The sequence below is a fragment of the Streptococcus sanguinis genome (assembly GCF_050223295.1).
Lineage (GTDB): Bacteria > Bacillota > Bacilli > Lactobacillales > Streptococcaceae > Streptococcus > Streptococcus sanguinis_X.
In genome coordinates this window covers 1,039,370-1,058,729 of sequence record NZ_CP071424.1, presented here as the reverse complement: position 1 = coordinate 1,058,729, position 19,360 = coordinate 1,039,370, and the positions used below count along the sequence as shown (strand labels likewise).

The window sequence follows — 19,360 nt, the reverse complement described above, 5'->3', positions numbered from 1 at the left end:
AACTCGGATGGGTTATTATTGATATATTAGAAATAAATAGCAGAAAAAATACCTAGACTTTTTACAGTCTAGATATTTTTAAAGGTATTTCTGAAAAACATTTTACCGCTTACTTATTAAAGATTGACTGTCTAAAGTCATCTGTCTCACGAATATAAGCATTGTAAATCTTCTTCTTGAGCAGATTGACCCAGCTAGCATCAACACGACTGGTAGCATTGGCAATGTTGCGTACATCCTCTGCTACTGCTTCGTCCATCAGCTTCTGCATCTCTGCATAAGAGCGAATGGTTACTTTCTTAGTACTGTTTGGGTTTCTGAGCTCGTACTCAATGGTGATTGGCTTGAGCTTGGTCAGCTGATCAATCCGCTCTTTATACATAGCTTTCTTGAAGGCTACCCAGGAGTCATATTCACCCTTGAATACATTTTCCAAGACTTTCTGGTCAGTTACGAGACCAACATCTCTTCCGGACCATCCATCCCACGTTTTCTTACCTTCATCAAAGGCTTCCTTAGAGTACTTACCAGAAACATAAGGGATAAATCCTTCATGGTAACCCTTGGCTGCCAGCAACTCGTAGGCTGTGCGGCGGAACATGACGTCACCCGGAGCTCCATTTGGATTGCTCAAGGCTGAGTAGATTGGTGAGAAGAGGCTAAGACTGAGGTAGCCATTTCGGCCATATTTCCCACTATCCTTATTCTCCCGACGAGTGATAACATCATTTTCAATCAGGGAGTCAAAGGTCTTCAGCTGCTTGATTTCCTCAGCAGTAAAGCTTCGTGTCTGGTTACCGGCATGGGTTTCCTTACCATACTTATCTGTAATATAGTAATTCTCCATCTTTCTGAACCACTGAAGCTTGGCATCATCGCTCTGCTTAAGCATAGAGGTACCTTCTAGGTAATCTAGGGTGTAGATCATGTCAAACATACCATGGACATAGTGCTGAAGGTCTTCTGCATTTTGAACGCGTTCCTTGAAGTTATATGTGTGTAGGCGCGTCTTAGAGTCCTTGTCAACCTTGAAGAGGGTATTGAGAGTAATGGTAGCTTCATCTGCACTTGGAGTGGACTGCAAGAGACCGCGAGCATAAAGCTCAGCTCCCAGACCTTCGCGGCGGCCATTGCCCTCAAAGTAAATGCCTCCGTCAGAATTATGGGTCATCTCATGCGTGTAGACAGAGTTACCATAGTCTTCTAACAATTTAGCTGCATCAAAGTGGGTTACACTTCCTGTCGCATAGGCATTGTAGCCCTTGCTTGGATACCACTTGCCAGCTGGTCCAAAGAACTCCTGCATAGCCAGTGATTTTTTGTCATTAGCTGGAGCCCAATATCTTTGACCAGTCTTGTCAACCAATGAGAATCCATCGTAAACCAGAACAGAACGGAAGAGCTTGTCCTTGCTTTCATCGCTTAGAATCTTATACCAGAAGTCATAGTGATCGCGCTGGTATTCAGCTGTTTTTCTCACTCTGTCTTCGACAAATTCAGCTAGCTCTGCATCTGTCCGAACCCTGCCATTGGCATCAAGGCGATAACGGTCATAAGCCCCCATGGAGATGGTGGACATATTTGAGATAGCATAGACACCCTTCTCAGTCATGGTCAAGAGTGGCAAGAGCATGCCCTTGTGTTCCCAGTTATCAGCAGTAATCTTGTCGTAAACGCCGACAGAATACTTGCTCTTGTCCTCGGCTGCATCCTGAAGCTGTCTCGCTTCTGCTATATCCGACTTAGCCTCAACGATGTAGGCTTTTGTATTGGTCTTGAGCCATTCATTATTGGACTTGTCCGGCAGGAAGAGCTGACGATAGCCTTCCAGATAATTAAAGAGCCCTCGTTTACCAGTCGCCTCAGAGAGCGAGGTATCATAAGCCATATAGTTGTTCTTAGCTTTAAGATTATTAAAGCCTGACTGACCTAGTGAAATGATAGTATCCAGCGTTGAAGCATTATGATTTCCAAAGAAGTCAAACTTATAGGCCGACAAATCCTTGACATTGATATTGTCATAGTTGATATTATACCAACGGTTGAGATAGGTTAGACCAAGTAAGAAGGCTTCTTTATTGTCTTTAATTTGCTGAGCTACATAGTCAGCCACGACATCACCTTCAGTATTGATGGACTTGTCCATAGCCAGAACCTTGCGTAACTCTTCTGACAGCTTAGTCTTGACTTGGTCAAAGGCTGTATCCAGATAGAGATCATCCAGAGAAGTGTCAGCATTCACGCCTAAAATAGTTCGCATAGTTGGTGAGTCAAGGACAACCTTGTTCAACTCCGGCAGCACTTGATTGAGAACCCTGCTATAGTCTGATAGGAATGCTTCTGGTGTATAAAGGAGATCTAAGCCATTTACACTGTACTCTGCAATTGCCTTATATTTGAAATCTCCCTTATAGGTCAGATCCAGGTAGTCAACCGTATTATCCTCAAAGTGCAGCATCAAGCGGTTAATTCCGATCTTGTTGCTATTGATATCAGTGATAATCTGGTCGCCCTTCATCGGAACAACATCCAGCAAGTACTCTGTATTGAGCTTGTGATTATCTGGAAGTTTATTTCCATAGGCAACGATGGTCTCCTTATTGTAGAACGGAAGGAGTTTTTCCATGTTAGCATAAGCTATCAGACGGTCTTCTCGAGCATTCTTTTCCTGAGCATAGTTGACAGAATAAAGGTTGAGATTCGTGTCTTCTAGGGTGGTCGTAATGTCTAGGTTAGTCAGCTTTTCTTCTGCCTCGTTCAGAGTCAGTGTTGAAGTGACAAACTTGTCATTTTCCAGTGTTTTATTTCCTTCAACGGCATAAGCTTCTGTGATGCGGTTGTTCTCATATCCCTGATCGCCAGAAATACTGTAAACATTTGTACCGCTGACATTGCTGATGACATTATCAATCAAGCCATTGAAGTAATTGGAACCTACTACACCACCAATCTGACCGTTCTTAGTAGAGTTTTTGATTTTTCCAGCTACATAAGAACGACTGATGCGGGCATTGTTTTCTAAACGGCCAACCAAACCACCGAAGCGTTGGTTGTTGGCTCTAGCGCCTGCTAGAATGGTCACATCTGTCCTGCTTTGGCTAATCAAGGAGTTTCCTCCCTTAAGATTGGCAACCAAACCCCCGACATTGTATTCTTTGCCCTGTTTATCATTTGACACGATAGTTCCAGTAAAGGAACTATTGGTGATTTGAGTATTGTTAGCAATAACGACCAGACCTGCCACCTGAGAAGCATTGTCTTTTACTTCTACTCTACCTTGGACTGAAACATCTGTGATTCGAGCATTTTCTGCATTGCGGGCCAGGGCGGCTGAGTCATAGGTGCCTACAATATTGACCTCTTTCAGGTCCAGATTAGAAATAGAGGAACCACTCTTGAGGTTTCCAAATAACGGCTTGACCAGATTATAAATCGCGTACTGCTTGCCATTATGACTACCAGTCAGACTGCCTGTGAAGTTCCCTTTGAGATAGACATAATCCGCAGGTGCAAGAGTAACCTCGCTAGCATCCAAATCTGCTCCCAGAACATAGTTGCCAGCCATATTTTGCTTCATAGCGTCTACCAATCCAGCAAAGCTAGTGTAGACATTTTGCTGGCTAGGGACTGCCTTACTGATATAGAAGTCATAACCAGCCTTATAGCCTATCTCAGCTTCTTGGACCAGCTCAGGCAGAGAAACGGTCACCTTATAGACATCTCTGCCATCCTTATGACTTTCCGCTATGCTGTGAACCGGCAGGAGCATTTCCTTAGATTCACTTGATTTGACTTTGACAAAGTAGGTAGACAGATCCGTAGGCATAGAGCTCATGGACACGACGCGCTTAAACTGGTCGTTTTCTTTTCTGTAAAACTCGGCCGAATCAATATCTCGGAAGGCAATCTTCTTGTATTCCAATTCAAAATTGCGGCTGTCCGTTTCAAGTTCTGTGAAGCTGCCATTATCCAGTTCATAAGTCAGCTTGGTTTTCAGGGTATAGCCTGTGTAGTAGTCTAAGTCGTCAATCTTCAGACTTCCTGCGAAATTGGTAATCGGAAGAGTGCGGACAAGCTGATCACCCTGGTACAATTCAGCAGTCGCTGAACGGAAGGACTGGGTCTGGTCTTCCAATCTATATTGAACCGTAACCGACTTGTCATCTGCATTTTCTGTCAGACTTAGAATAGAAACTGTCGGCTTAACTTTAGGCAGTCCATTTAGAGCTTCTTTGGCTGCTGTCAGGCTAGCAAAAGCTTGGTTGACCTGCACTTGCGTAGCAGTTTGATTGTTTAGAACTCCTTCTGCCTTGGCTAATTCGTCAGTATAAGCTGTCTGCTTATCTGAGTCAGCATTTTTATATTTTGGAGCAGCTTTGATAGTTGGATTTAAATCGTATTCATTTTGAAGAGCGGTTTTGACAACCTCAAGTCCGCTTAACTGTGCCTTGGCTTGATTGATTTGTTCCACCAGTTGATTGACTTCTGCTTGACTAGCATGTGATTGACTCAGAAGCGCTTGACCCGCTGTCAAAGCAGTATCATAGCTAGTTTGATGGCTCTGACTATCGTTGAAATAACGTGCCTGAGCTTTAATCTGATCCGCTTCCGCTAATAGATTATACAGTGGAATTAAATCGAATTCTTCTAAAGTTTCTACTTTTGGCGCATCGTTCGGTACCATGTGCGGTTTAGCTGTACCGACTTTAATAACTTGCGTTACTGGAGCTAGAGTTTCCTCGTTGGACAGTTCTTGACGATCAATTTCCTGACCGTTGGAGCTGTAGATACGAGTCTTGATGGTCCGCTCGCCTTGAACTCCCGGTGTTGCGATTTGACGGGCATCTCGTACAAGCTCGTCTGTCTCTTCTTCGCGAATGGTGAAGTTAATCTTCTCAACTCGCGTTTCGTCGGTGTAAGTCAGTGGATACTCTGGTAACACGTCTGCTTTCGGAGCTTCACTTGGCAACATGTTTGGCTTAGCTGTTCCGACTTTGACAACTTGCGTCACTGGAGCTAGAGTCTCTTCATTAGAAAGCTCTTGGCGGTCAATTTCTTGACCGTTAGAGCTGTAGACGCGGATCTTGATGGTCCGCTCGCCCTGAACACCCGGTGTTGCGATTTGACGGGCATCTCGAACCAACTCGTCCGTTTCTTCTTCACGAATAGAGAAGTTAATCTTCTCAACTCGCGTTTCATCCGTGTAGGTCAGAGGGTACTCTGGCAAGGCGTCTACTTTCGGAGCTTCGTTTGGAACCATATTCGGCTTAGCGGTACCAACTTTGACAACTTGCGTTACTGGAGCTAGAGTTTCCTCGTTGGACAACTCCTGGCGGTCAACTTCTTGGCCGTTGGAGCTGTAAACTCGGGTCTTGATAGTTCGCTCGCCCTCAACACCTGGAGTGGCAATTTGACGGGCATCACGAACCAATTCGTCCGTTTCTTCTTCTCGAATGCTGAAGTTGATTTTTTCTACGCGGGTTTCGTCTGTGTAAGTCAGCGGATACTCTGGCAAAACATCTGCTTTTGGTGCATCATTCGGTACCATATTTGGCTTAGCTGTACCAACCTTAACAACTTGTGTTACTGGAGCCAGAGTTTCCTCATTCGAAAGCTCTTGGCGGTCGATTTCCTGACCATTGGAGCTGTAGACACGGGTCTTAATCGTCCGTTCGCCCTGGACACCTGGGGTTGCAATTTGACGGGCATCGCGAACCAGCTCATCCGTATATTGCTCTTCAATATTGAAGGTTATTTTCTCTACGCGGGTTTCATCTGTATAAGTCAACGGGTACTCTGGAAGAGTGTCTGCTTTCGGTGCATCGTTTGGTACCATGGTTGGCTTAGCCGTGCCGATCTTGACAATTTGCGTTACCGGAGTTAGCGTTTCCTCGTTAGACAGCTCTTGACGATCGATTTCTTGACCGTTGGAGCTGTAGATGCGAGTCTTGATTGTTCGCTCACCTTGCACACCTGGGGTTGCGATTTGACGGGCGTCCTGTGGCAATTCATCGGTGTATTGTTCCTCGATGTTTAAGGCTATTTTCTCAACACGAGTTTCGTCGGTATAAGTCAGTGGATGCTCTGGCAAGGCGTCTACTTTTGGTGCATCATTCGGTACCATATTTGGCTTAGCGGTACCAACTTTGATGACTTGCGTCACTGGAGCTAGAGTTTCCTCATTGGACAACTCTTGGCGGTCAATTTCTTGACCATTGGAACTGTAGACACGAGTCTTAATAGTGCGCTCTCCTTGGACACCTGGAGTTGCAATTTGACGGGCGTCCTGTGGCAACTCATCAGTATATTGTTCCAAAATATTGAAGGCTACTTTTTCAACACGGGTTTCGTCCGTGTAGGTCAGTGGATACTCTGGCAAAGCCTCTGCTTTTGGTGCATCGTTCGGTATCATATGCGGCTTAGCTGTTCCGACTTTGACGACTTGCATTACTGGAGCGAGAGTTTCCTCATTTGAAAGTTCTTGACGGTCAACTTCTTGACCGTTGGAACTGTAGACACGGGTCTTAATCGTCCGCTCGCCTTGGACACCCGGAGTCGCAATTTGGCGAGTACCTTGGGCTAGCTCGTCCGTTTCTTCTTCACGAATGGTGAAGTTAACCTTTTCAACACGCGTTTCATCGGCATAAGTCAACTGGTACTCTGGCAAAGCGTCTGCTTTTGGCGCATCGTTCGGTACCATGTGAGACTTAGCTGTACCAACTTTGACAACTTGCGTTACTGGCGCTAGAGTTTCCTCATTTGAAAGTTCTTGGCGGTCAACTTCTTGACCGTTGGAGCTGTAGATACGGGTCTTGATAGTTCGCTCGCCCTCAACTCCTGGAATCACTATTTGACGGGTGCCTTGAATTAGCTCGTCAGTCTCTTCTTCACGAATAGTATAGTTGATTTTCTCTACACGCGTTTCGTCCGTGTAAGTTAGCGGGTATTCTGATAGCTCTTCTACCTTTGGTGCGTCAGCCGGAATCAGACTTGACTTACTTGTACCGACCTTAATAATTTGAGTGACTGCTGCAAGAATTTCTTCATCCGATAAAACTTGGCGATCAACCTCTTGGCCATTCGAGGTATAGATACGAGTGGTAATCGCCCGCTCGCCCTCAACTCCTGGTGTGACAATCTGGCGACTGCCTTCTGGAATCTCATCAGTATACTGTTCTTCGACGGAAAAATCTATCTTTTCTCTTCTTGTTTCATCTGTCGCAGTCAGTTCTAATTCTGGGGCTTGATGCACGGGTGCTTCATCTGGTGAGGTACCATAAGTGGTTAGTTCCGGAACTTCTTGTACTGGAGCGGTGTCTGGTGCAGTGCCATACGTTGTCAAGTCTGGGACTTCTTGAACCGGTGCAGTATCCGGTGCGGTGCCATAAGTCTTCAATTCTGGAACTTCTTGCACGGGTGCTTCATCTGGTGAGGTACCATAAGTTGTTAGCTCTGGGACTTCTTGAACCGGTGCTGTATCTAGCGTTGTGCCATAAGTCGTCAATTCTGGAACTTCTTGCACGGGTGCTTCATCTGGTGAGGTACCATAAGTTGTTAGCTCTGGAACTTCTTGCACTGGCGCTGTATCGGGCGTCGTTCCATAGGTCGTCAATTCGGGAACTTCATTTACGGGTGCGGTATCTGGTGCAGTGCCATAGCTGGTAAGCTCTGGGACTTCTTGCACTGGTGCTTCTTTTGGTACAGATTTGACTGCAGCAGTTCCAACCAACACAATTTCCGAAACTGGCTCTGCAGTTACCTGGTCTGAAACGACTTCGCTTTTTACAATCTCTTTACCTACAATATAATTGCGTGTGACGACAGTACGTGTACCAGCGACACCTGCACGAATGACCTGAGATTGCCCCTCTGCGAGTTTATTTGAATATTGGTATTCTGTTTGATAAGGCAGGACTTGGGTCTGGCTGCTTTCTTGGCTCTTGAATTCCAGTTCTGGTACTTCAGTGACTGGAGAAAGCCGAGCGAATTCGCGCTCTTTGGCAGCAATAATCTCTTTTTCTTGCTCAGTTAGTTTCTCTGTTTCAGTAGATGCTGGCTTGTTGGCAGTACTCAGATTCCCAGAAAGACTAGCAGATTTACCTGCCTGCTGATCGACTTCGACAGCTGACAAGTCCTTTTGTGCCGTAGGAAGCTGATGACTTCCTGCTGCGTTCTCCTTGCCTTGTTCACCGCTTTTTAGATAGCCGACATACTCAAAACCAGCAATCTCTAAAGGTTCAGGTAGCTTATCTCCTACTGTCAAATTTAGCCTTTGATTGTAGGCGGCTAATTCAATATTGGTCACTGCAAATACAGAAGGAGCTAGGAGAATAGAGCCTAGACCTGTCACCAGTAAGATAGAAGACAGGTATCGCTTACCATTTCTACCTCGTGCAATTACTAAGACTGCTAAGGTCAACCCAGCAGCTGCAAATGTTGCTTCCCACAGACTTGAGTAGCCTGTCTTTGGCAAACTTTTTGCCGAAAGCCCCTGGGTCTTTGGACGGTAAACCAGGTAATAAGCATCAGAGTTTTCTTCCACAAACTTTGGAAGCTCCTTAACAACTGCATTCTTCTCAGCTTCAGTCAGTTCAGACTCTACTACGTAGTGATACTGAACTGGAACGGTTTTGCCGGCTGAGACTTCTGCAGCCTCAACAGTGCTTATATTTCCCCCTATGGCGGTACTCAAAAAGAAGCTTCCGATAGTGGCGGAAACCAATCCTACTGATAACTTTCTAAAAGAATAACGCTGGAGCGTATCGCCAGTGATTCTTTTTTCCATAATAATTCCCTTTTCTCCATATAATAATCTCTTAAAATTTTACAGAATTTCCTACAAAAATTCAATGCTTTTGCTTAAAAATATATCTTTGAAAGCTGAAATCTTTTGATTTCTGAACAACCTGAAAATAGTGTTCATTTTTAACTAAAAAAACAAATCTTCGGTTAGAAAATTTGCTTTTTAATCTATGTTTTAATTTGTTAATCAAGAGCTTAAATTCAACTCAAAGAGGCCGTACTCATGCTTGTCCCCTTGCAATTCTGCTGCATAGTGGCGCGTGACGGTTTTTTGATGAATCAAAGCTCCAATAGCTGAGGCTTGTCGCTTCTGTGCTTCTTTAAAAATCGGATAGACCAAGGCAGAGCCCAACCCCAAGAATTGCTCATCTACTCCTAGATACATAATCGTATAACGTTTGGGAAAACGCTTGGTCCAAAAAAGCTTGGCTAGGTTAAGAGGAGTCAGCTTTTGATAAACCAAAGAGCCATAGTCCGGCATGGCAATCAGAAAACCAGCTAGCTTGTCCTCCTTATAGGCCAACTTAACCATAGAAAAATCAAGAATATGCTGGTATTTCTGAAAAATCAGACTGAACTGCTGACTAGAAATTGACCGATAAATCGGAAAATCTTGATAGAGCCGATTGAGGAGCTCAAAAACCAGCAGCGAAGCTTCTTCCCACTCCTGCTTCTTTGGAGAGCAAATGGTAAAACCCGCTTCTTCAAAAGACTTAAAGCGATGAGCTAGCTTGTCCTGATGAGTTTGATTGCTAACCTTGGGATAAAAATTTGATAGATAGCGCTCCTTGAGCTCAAAACCTGCAGCCCGCCACAGCTGAGGATAATAGGCTAGATTATGAGGCTCCCCTGTAAAAGGAAGCTCCTCTGTTCCAGTCAGCTGCATTCGATAACCCAGCCAAAAACTTGCCTGTACCGGACCGATAATCCTGCTAGCTCCGAGACTGCGAGCAAAACCTGCTAAATGCTCGATAAAAGCAGATGCAATCTGTTGATCATTGATCGACTCGAAAAATCCTAAGTAAGCAGCCTCATCTTCTGAATAAAAGGTCAGAAGTCCGCGAATACAAGGCTGACTCTCCTCATAGCCGATAAAGGCATAGGTTACTATGTCAGAACTCAACGGGTGACTGCCCTCAATCAAAGCCAGTTCTTCCTCTTCAGACTGCATGAGGTGGTCTGGCTGGTAAATCCGCTTGGGCAGAGCTAGAAAATCATCCAGCTCTGTCGTATTGGGTTTGACTGGTTTAATTTGCAGCATGGTCTTCCTCCTTGATCAGTCGAATCTTGCCAGTAAGGCCATCCATCTCAATCCAGTCGCCATTTTGCAATTGACTGCAGGCTCCTCTGATATTGACAATGGAAGGAATACCCAACTCGCGGGAAATAATGGCCGTGTGCGAGAGCAAAGACCCCTGCTCGGCAATGACACCCTTGGCTTGGGTCAGAAGATAAACCCAGCCCGGATCGGTCATCTTGGTCACGATAATTCGGTCCTGAGCAGACTCAATCTCCTGCACATCTTCTACGACCAAAACCTGAGCCTTAACGAAACCAGGCGAGCAGCCAATCCCTTGTAAGGCGTGATTAGCCGTATTATGACTGCTGGTACGGTTTTGCAGTTTCAGGTATTTCTCAAAGACCTGTCCAGCAAAAACATATCGACTAAATGTTGGCAGTTCTTTATCAGCCTCCAACTTCTCTCGACGCTCGGCTATTAAGTCGCTAACATCTCTGGGCTTTCTGGTCAGCTCAAACAATTCTTCCTTTGTCAGGTAAAAAACTTCGTCAGGCGTAGCCAGCAGCCCTTGCTCAGCTAATTGCTGGCCCAATGTTCTGAAAATCTGCCGCATCATGCCATAGATTCGTGTTCGGTTTAAGCGAGAGTTTTCCCGATATTTAACACCAGTCATGGCTCGCTTGCGAAGAAAATTCACCCACCAGCCTGATTTTTGCTCCTCTTCTTCAAGTTTCTGAGGAGCCAACTTCTTCTCCTCTTGCTGGCACATATGCAGCAGGAGCTTGAGCAGACGCTCTGGGTGCGTTCGGAAGGTTGGTGTTTCTAACTTCAACTCTTCCGGAGCCCGGTCGCCAAATTCATGGATAAAATGGACTATTTCTTTGACCAAAGGGTGCTGGCGACTTAGAAAGACTGCTGGACTTTCACTTGCCATGGCCTGTCTAATCTCTGCATTTTCTTCTGCTTTCAGCTGAGCTGTTAAAGCCTGCAGAGCCAAGGCTGGCTGCATACTTTCAATCTGCTCAATTCCTGCAATCTCAGCCTGAACAGCTCCGCCACGACGCGACTTCTTCAGGAGTCCAGTATAGACAAAAGCATAGAGGTCATTGACCAGCGTAATGTCCCAGTGAGCCAGAATATCCTCTTTTAGCTTGCTGACCAAGGCAATCAAGGTCTCTGCATCTGCGTCGGGAGAAAAGCTCGCTTCGTATTCGCGCTGAATCTGGGCAAACTGTTCTTCCAATTGCTGCATTTGCTTGGGTGCCGTCCAAAACTCTCGAATAATGCGAAGCATGATTTGCAGGCGTTTGGAAGCAGACAGGTGCACCGGCATCTGAGGTACCTCTGTCTCTCGAACACCCAGCATATCCTGCCAGATAGGAATGATTTTCTTCGAAAAAGGCAAAAGCTGCAAGAGCTGATACCAGCTCTGAATCTGGTAATAAACCCGACTGTTGACCGGTTGTAGCATATTTTGAAATGTGGATTCATAAGCTGCCAATTCAGGGGCATTCTTGCCAACCAATCGCTGGGCCAGACTGCGGAAAATGCTGGCATAAGCCTCTTGAATAAAGCTAATAGTCAGAGGACTGGAAACGCCCGGATAGCTCTCGACAATGTTGCTGTTATCCAGAATAATCCGCTGTCCCTCTGGCAAGGTGGTAATAGGTCGTGCCTGCAAGAGATAGAGCTGACCATTTGCGAAGGTGAACTCCATATCCATGTAAGGTCCGAAAAGCTGACTTACTTGACCAGCCATGGCCTGTAAGTCCTCAAGTAGTTTCTGCGATAAGTCTGGCGAGTCCTCCGTCTGCTCTGTATAAAAGAGCTGGTCCTTGGGATGGAGGGTCACCATTGTCGTAGGAATCTTATCCTCAACAACCTTATTGCCCAAGCCCCGACCGATGACAATGATGTGCTCGTTCAGAATGCCCTTGGGATTAGCTGTGAAGTAAATCCCAGACAAGTCTCCCTCCTGCATGATCTGAACAAGGCAAATCATCTGTGCCTGCTTCAAGGATAATCCCTGCTCAAATAGATAACTAAGAGCCGACTCCTGATAAAGAGAGAGCAAGGTCGCTTGGATGGCTTCTTTAAGCCCCTCTAGCTTCACATTGAGCTGGCTCTCAAACTGACCGGCAAAGGATGAAGCCTTCCCATCCTCAATGGTAGCAGATGAGCGGACTGCGAAGCGACAGTCTTTCTGAGAAAACTCCTGATGAATCCAGTTTTCTGCTGCCGTCAGATTTTCTTGACCAAACTGCTCTCTGGCCCAGTCCTGGAGCTGCTGACTGAGTTGGGACAAGTCCAGCTCTCCAGACCGATAGGCTGCTTCCATCCGCTCCAAGTCAGCAGAGCTGGCAGATTTTTGAAAAAAGTCAAAAGCAAACACTGCAAAGTCAGGAACCGGCAAACCAGCAGCCTGCATTTTCAGCAAATGATAGACCTTGCCTCCGACCTGGTCAAGCCCTGTCTGCTTGATTCTTTTCATCAAAGTACCCCCATCAAGAGATAAACAGCAACGGACAGAACCATGGTCGTCTCCGTGATATAAGTATAACGTTCCACCCGCTCCCGTATATTAAAGCAAGTCGGATCCTTGATAAACTGCTCAAACTGGACAGTCATCCAAATGACATTCAGCACCAAGACTACCACTCCGACATGGGAAATATTCCAGAGAAGGGCGAAATTGGTCAAGATATCCAGCAGAGTCACCACCTCGATAAACCGAGTGGCTTTTTTGTAGCCAAAAAGCATAGAATAAGTCACATACTCTGTCTCGTCTTTTGGCGCCCGAATCTTGCGGCAGACTTCCCAGATCAGACTTGGGAAATACATGGTAAAGGCCAGCAAAACGGTCGGCAAAGACAAGAGAGGCAGATTATACTTATAGCAGACGAAGGAGATAGTATAGAGATTCAAAATCATCATGACTGGATTATGGGTCACTAGAGCCAGTGGTAGAGAATTTTGAATCTTGTCACGCTTGAAGAACCAGAAGGACATGAGGGTTCCGTAGATATAGAGAAAAAGGAACCAGCCGATATTGTTCATAAAGAGGATATTGAGAAATACAGACACCGCTACGATAAAGCTGAGGGCAATAGCCAAGTCCTTCTTTTTAACCCGACCAGATGGCAGAGCCCGATGAGGAAAGAGCCGTCTGTCGGTCTCGTAGTCTTTGAAATCATCTGCGATCCGCAGAATCATCAGAAAGACAAAAATAGTAAAAATCCCAATCAACTCCTGATGGTCAAAGTGAAAGGTAGTCACTCCGTCATTGAGCAAGAGGACAAAATAAATCTCAAAAAACATAATGGCAGCCACAAAAAAGCGCGGCAGCAAAGGAAACATTTCCTTGTAATAAACGGCTAATCGTTTAAACATAGCTTTTCTCCAATCTTTTCACCCATTTGAATCTGGGTTTCTATTCCGAGGTCTGAGTAAGTCAGGATATCCTGATCCAAGCGAATCGTGCCTGCTGGATAGAGGACAAGAATGGTTGAGCCACCCAGACCAAAGCAGCCCTTCTCCTGTCCTCTGACCAAATGGTCCTGACTGTGATTGTATATTCTTCCGACCAAGAGAGCCCCTACTTCCATCTGCAGGACAGGTCCTAGGTCGGTATCTAAAAGACAGTATTCTCTTTTATTTTCCTTGTAAATAAAGCGCCGCTTTTGGGCTACCTGCCTGACCGTATGCAAGCGGCCCTTAATTTTTCGACTTTGGGTAATTCTGCCGGATTCAGCCGCCAAATAGCGGTGCAGGTCTTCCACTCCTAAACGATAGACCAGCGCTGTTCCGCCAGTGAACAGCTGAGCTAAGTCATCATCCAGCAGTAAGTCAGGTAGCCTGTATGTTTGCCCCTTAATCAGCAGCTGCAAGTCCTGACTGATGGTAAAAGCCTCTAGTTTGGCATCTGCCACTGCCAGTACTTGACTGTCAGGACAGATTGGACGCAAATCAGGCTTGATTTTCCGCTGAAAAAAAGCGGCAAAGCTAGAATAAGGGCCATCCTCATAGTCAGCCAGATTCAGCTGATAATTTTCCACAAAAGCTGCTATTTTCTTGCGAGAAAAAGGAGTGTAGTCTTTCAAAGTCAGAAGATAAGACAGGCTAGGTCGGGTCAAGATAGGCAATAGGAAGCGACCCCAAGCAGTACCATAAAGCTTGTCTAACAGACCCGCCTTGTATTCTGTCGGTTCCACTACCTGTCCAGTCCTTCTCTGATAGACCTTAACCATGCGGGAGACCCCCCAGACCAATCAGACTTGCAACAGCCAGAATCGCAAAGACCAGATAGGCCAGCTTATTGGGCTTGGGAATACGGCAGTTGTAGACAAATAGAAAGGTCAGCAAAAGAGACAAGCCCAGCCACGCCCAAGCAAAGAAACCAGGCGCTAGCCATTGACATACCAGATAGGTCAGAGGTAAAAAGAGGGCGCTGTAAGTCACGGGCAAGCCGATAAAATAAGCGCCCGATCCTTCATCATGCTTGGCCAAACGGTTAAAATGAGCCAAGCGCGTAACTGCAGCCAAGACATAGAGGACAGCCAAGATGATATTGGCCGCTCCCAAGGGCAGCTGGGTCATGAGGAGCACCGCCGGAAGAGCCGCAAAGCTAATCATGTCGCAGAGCGAATCAATCTCAATGCCGAAGCGCTTCTGGCTTTCAGTCCGCTTCATCCGCCGCGCCACCACACCATCAAAGAGGTCACAGATACCGCTAACGATAAAAGCCATCATGGCTAGTCGTAGCTGGGACTGAATGATGGCATAGACTGCCAACAGTGCAAAAGTGGCGCCCATATAGGTTAGGATAACAGATTTGTCGTATTCACCGATAAACAAAGGTTCATTTTTCTTCATGAATTCTTATTTCTCCTCTTCTTCCATCTAAAGTTACTAGCATGCCAGTTTCTAGCAGTTGCGTTGCATTCTTGGCGCAGACCAAAGCTGGAATTCCGCATTCCCGAGCGACGATGGAGGCATGGCAGAGAACCCCGCCGTACTCTGTCACAAGACCGCCCAGAATACCGAAAACATAGCTCCAACCCGTATCTGTATAGCGAGTGACAAGAATTTCTCCCGGTTCAATCGTCTCAATATCCGCCAAATCCAAGAGGACTCGAACCCGACCTGTCACCTGACCACTGCTGGCTGGCATTCCTGTCAGCAGGACCTGACTCTCATGGACCACCTCTTCTAGGCTCATATCTTTGTCGGTCAAATCACCTACTGGCTCAAAATTTCGATAGGCCTGGCAATAATGCTGATTATCAGCCGCTTCTTCTTGGAGCTTGTCAGCAGTCTTTTGCCCTTCCATAAAGGAAATCAGACTTTCTTTCTTAATGTAAAAAATATCTTGTTCACTTTTCAGAAAGCCTCGCTTTTCATAGGCTCGGCCGAGTTTGAGGCTAATCTGACGAATGAGGTGGTAATAACGTGTGGAAATATCCTTGAACTCCTCTCGCCACCAGAGCAAGTTCCGAAGGTCTTGACTGATTTTTTCTATCTTTTTCTGCTTGGCTCGAGATAGATGAGCCAGATCCAGCTCAGACTCTGAGACAGGACTGAGCGAAGCTTTGGCCGCCTGGTAGTAAGCTGAATCAACAACCAATTGCTGGACTGCTATCATAACCTGATGAGCATCTTCTTCGTAACTAGCTACTCGCAAGTCCAGCTCCCGAGCCGAGTGATAGCCAAAATCCTTTTGGAAATCCTGAATCTTGATGAAATCTGCTCGCTCAGGATATTGTGCAGCCAGTTCCTGCAATTCCTTCACCGATAGCTTCAACCAATCGTCTGTCAGTTTCTCCTCTGCCAAAACAAGATCCGCAGCTTCCAGCATTCTAGCTAAAGGCTTAGTATGCGAAACATTTCCCAACTTAGCTATCAGTTGGAAAAATTCATCGACCGTCAGCCATTTGAGCAGACTGGTCTTTTTCATAGACAGCTGGACCGTATTGATGTAGGCCTGCCAGAAATAAGTTCCCTCACTGTCTAAATAAGCCTGATTTAGCACTAACTGCCAAAGACTCTCGACCTGATGCAGCAGGCTTTGGTCGTTCAGTTCTTGGATTTCTTGATTCAGGCGGGTAAATTGCTGGCGCAACTCTTGCAGCTTGTCTGGCGCCTGATGCAGAAATGTCTTAGTTACTTTTTGCGTTTTCAAGGCTACCCGCAGGAAATTCAAGAGCAAGGATGGACTTAATTTGCTGGTGAAACCTTGACCTTGGTAGTCTTTATTAACTCCCAGCTCATCATCAAAGTCTCGCTCAATATAGCCTGGAATCTGCTCCATACCTTGCTTGACTACGCCTAAGTTCCAGAAAGGCCGAGCATAATGGAGACGCATCAGTGGAGGCATCACACCTTCAGGCTCTAGGCCAATTGCCAGCAAAAAGCTAGAAAGGGCCTCTTGCCAAGAATGGCGGTAAAGGCTCCACATCAGGTTGGGACAGGGCTGAGCCGCCACCCCTCCATCCCGAAAATTCGCCGTCGTCCAGCGACCACTGTCGATTTTAGTTGGTACTGTCGTGATGGGCCGAGCCTGCAGCAGATAGACTTGCTCTTGGACAGCACACCACTCAATATCCATCGGCCGACCAAAATACGCCACAATCTGCAAAACTTGCTCGTGCAGCTTCTGCAAGACTGCAAGAGGCATTTCAACTTTTTCAAACTGAAGCCAGTCTGGCTTGTACCAAGGAAGAGTCAGCTGCACAGGATTAACTTGACCGCTAACCAAGCTCTCAGCCGAGCCTTTTACGTACTCAAGGAGCATAGACTGATCCTGATTGGTCGCCACGTCTAGGGAAAAGCAGACACCGCTGAAGTCAGGCTCTATCTGCTCCTGAATCAGCACAGCCATAGCAAAATCCTGCTCGGCCAAGCCTTGTCGTTGCCAATAGGCTAGCGCCTCTGGGTTGAAAAGAGAAAGCAGACAAGAACGAATGCCCTGCTCAATTTCTGACAGTGTCCGGCAGTCGCCAATCGAGTCATATTGACCGGCAAATGACATGGCCTGTCCGTCTTCTAAAAGAGCACTGCTTCGAACGATATAAGCTTGATTTTCCTGACAAAATGCTGCTAACTGCTGTAGCCAAGATGGCTCCAAGGGATAATGCTGCAAACGCTCAGCAATTCCCTCCTTGCCCAAATGAATTAACTCTTTAAGTCCCTGTTTTGAATATTCTGGCAGAGCCGCTCTTAGCCAAGCCATTACTTGGTCCGCAGGTAAAATCAAACCCTTAGGAACCGAAAGCCCCAGCTGACGGAGGTTGATTAACTGATTGATTTTCCCGCCATAGACGGCCGAAGGCTCTTTTTCCAGCCATAGTTCTTTCATCAAAAACTCCCATCTCACATACGATTTTTTCTAAGCTTAGCCCAGTAGAGCAGGCGATTGACTCCTAGATGCGTGCCCGCCCCTAGAATAAGTATGCCTAGCATCTGCTGCCAAGACAGAGGGATATAGAAAAGCAAGAAAATAATACAGCCAATCAAGGAATCAATCTGGTCTATCCAGATAAAGGTCCATTTCCAGCCATTCTCCGCCGTCTTGCCCTCTCTTATTTCCAACCGGCGCTTGATAAAGCTATTGGGCAGCTCAAACAAAACATAAGCCAGCCCCAAAAGAGCCCCAAGCACCAGATTAAACAGCACGGTATTTTCGTAGAAGGCATAAACCAAGTGCAGCATCTCTAGGCTAGGAATACTCTTCAAGAGCAAGCCCCAGAGAATCTGCGCCAAAGCTCCCCATACAATCATCCCTAGGAAACCTTTCCAGGTCTTATTAGCCCCAAAAAGCCTCTTTCCATCCTTTAAAATCAGCCCAGCATCCATTGGTCGATAAGCCGCCTCTAGCAGTGAAGACTTGCAAAAGATCATATTCAGAATCCCAGCCAGAATGACCGGCATCAGGGTGATATATAAAGCAAGAATCGAACGCATACTTATTTCCTATTCTTTTTATGAAAATCAGTTTGAAAAGATTAAGAGACTTCTCAAACTTTTATGACTTCATTATATCATAAGTCTCTAAAGCCCTTACACAACAAATTGTCAACAACTGTCACATCTGATTGTTGTACAAAAATTCGTTATTCTAAAATATTGCTTCCCGTCGCATCTGTAACTGCCTGATTTTTTAAGAAATACTAATAATTAGTAACAACTAAACAAGATTGTAGATAATATGTCAATCAATCTTCCTTTTATTATAAAAGGCTTTTAAAAAATTGTAAAGAAGTGCTCTTTATGATTCAAAGTAAAAAACCAGCCTTTCCAGCTGGTTTGTCAGTTTATTCTCTGTCATCATAGCCGTTTGGATGACTGGAATGCCATTTCCAAGCAGTTTCGATAATGGTTTCGATATTGTCAAATTTCGGCTGCCAACCCAGAACATTTCTTGCTTTCTCAGAGGAAGCAATCAGCGTATCCGGATCGCCTGGGCGCCGCTCTGCTATTTCCAAAGGAATAGGATGTCCGGTCACCTTTCGGGCCGCTTCTACAATCTGCAGGTTGGAAAAACCAGTCGAAGAACCAAGGTTAAAGGCATCTGAAGGATGTCCGGCTCGCAGGTGCTCGACAGCCAAAATATGGGCGTCAGCCAAGTCGAAAGGATGGACATAATCGCGGACATTGGTCCCGTCCGGAGTATCGTAATCATCACCAAAAACGGCAATCTTCTCACGTTTGCCCTGAGCCACCTGAAGCACAATGGGCAGGAGATGGGTTTCAGGTCCGTGGTCCTCGCCGATTGAGCCGTCGGGCTTGGCACCGGCTACATTGAAATAACGCAGGGCTACAAACTTGATGCCGTAGGCCTGGTCTGCCCAGCGAATAATGGTCTCGATCATAAGCTTGCTCTCACCATAAGGATTAATCGGCTTTTGCGGAGTTGTTTCCAGAATCGGAACTTCCTCAGGAATGCCATAAGTCGCCGCAGTCGAAGAAAAGACAATGTTCTTAACGCCGCATTCCTGCATGACCTCCAAAAGTGAAACCATACCGGCTGTGTTATTGTCAAAATACTTGAGCGGATCTAACATGGACTCTGCGACCAGTGAAAAGGCAGCAAAGTGAATGACTGCATCGATAGATGGATGTTTGGCAAAAACGCCACGCATAAAGTCCTTATCCGCCAAATCCCCCTCATAAAAGACTGCTTTCGGATGGATGGCTGCCCGATGGCCAGTCACCAAATTATCAATGACGACTACTTCTTCCTTTCCTGCTGCTACCAGACGGTCTACCATGTGCGAGCCGATATAGCCAGCACCACCTAATACTAAAATTGCCATAAAACTT

9 protein-coding genes are annotated in these 19,360 nt (G+C 46.0%); all 9 read right to left on the bottom strand.

What is annotated here, in order from left to right:
* Positions 1-109: 109 nt before the first annotated feature.
* The 9 genes from J1C77_RS05180 to galE all read right to left on the bottom strand — a co-directional run bounded on the left by J1C77_RS05180 (position 110) and on the right by galE (position 19,353).
* Positions 110-8,785, bottom strand: coding sequence for an SIALI-17 repeat-containing surface protein (locus tag J1C77_RS05180; RefSeq protein WP_002921478.1), 8,676 nt, complete (start codon positions 8,783-8,785; stop codon positions 110-112).
* Positions 8,786-8,989: 204 nt separating this feature from the next.
* On the bottom strand, positions 8,990-10,063 hold the full coding sequence (locus tag J1C77_RS05175) for a hypothetical protein (RefSeq protein WP_268681875.1): 1,074 nt from the start codon (positions 10,061-10,063) through the stop codon (positions 8,990-8,992).
* Complete coding sequence (locus J1C77_RS05170; RefSeq protein ID WP_002921483.1) at positions 10,050-12,533, bottom strand: phosphoenolpyruvate synthase; 2,484 nt, start codon at positions 12,531-12,533, stop codon at positions 10,050-10,052. The genes J1C77_RS05175 and J1C77_RS05170 overlap by 14 nt, the downstream gene beginning before the upstream one ends.
* Positions 12,533-13,432 carry a UbiA family prenyltransferase gene (locus J1C77_RS05165; protein WP_002921484.1) on the bottom strand — a complete coding sequence of 300 codons (900 nt, stop codon included), beginning with the start codon at positions 13,430-13,432 and terminating at the stop codon, positions 12,533-12,535. The genes J1C77_RS05170 and J1C77_RS05165 overlap by 1 nt, the downstream gene beginning before the upstream one ends.
* The gene (locus tag J1C77_RS05160) at positions 13,417-14,289 is read right to left on the bottom strand and encodes a phosphatidylserine decarboxylase (RefSeq protein WP_002921486.1); all 873 of its coding nucleotides are present in this window, start codon (positions 14,287-14,289) and stop codon (positions 13,417-13,419) included. The genes J1C77_RS05165 and J1C77_RS05160 overlap by 16 nt, the downstream gene beginning before the upstream one ends.
* Positions 14,282-14,914 (bottom strand): CDP-alcohol phosphatidyltransferase family protein, encoded by a 633-nt coding sequence (locus J1C77_RS05155; protein WP_002921487.1) that lies wholly within the window; start codon positions 14,912-14,914, stop codon positions 14,282-14,284. The genes J1C77_RS05160 and J1C77_RS05155 overlap by 8 nt, the downstream gene beginning before the upstream one ends.
* On the bottom strand, positions 14,901-17,396 hold the full coding sequence (locus J1C77_RS05150) for a PEP/pyruvate-binding domain-containing protein (RefSeq protein WP_042762905.1): 2,496 nt from the start codon (positions 17,394-17,396) through the stop codon (positions 14,901-14,903). Before J1C77_RS05150 ends, J1C77_RS05155 begins: the two co-directional genes overlap by 14 nt.
* 14 nt (positions 17,397-17,410) lie before the next feature.
* The gene (locus J1C77_RS05145; protein ID WP_002921490.1) at positions 17,411-18,001 is read right to left on the bottom strand and encodes a CDP-archaeol synthase; all 591 of its coding nucleotides are present in this window, start codon (positions 17,999-18,001) and stop codon (positions 17,411-17,413) included.
* A gap of 350 nt (positions 18,002-18,351) precedes the next feature.
* A complete protein-coding gene (gene galE / locus J1C77_RS05140) occupies positions 18,352-19,353 on the bottom strand; it encodes a UDP-glucose 4-epimerase GalE (protein WP_042762906.1) in 1,002 nt (333 codons plus the stop codon).
* Positions 19,354-19,360 lie beyond the last annotated feature (7 nt).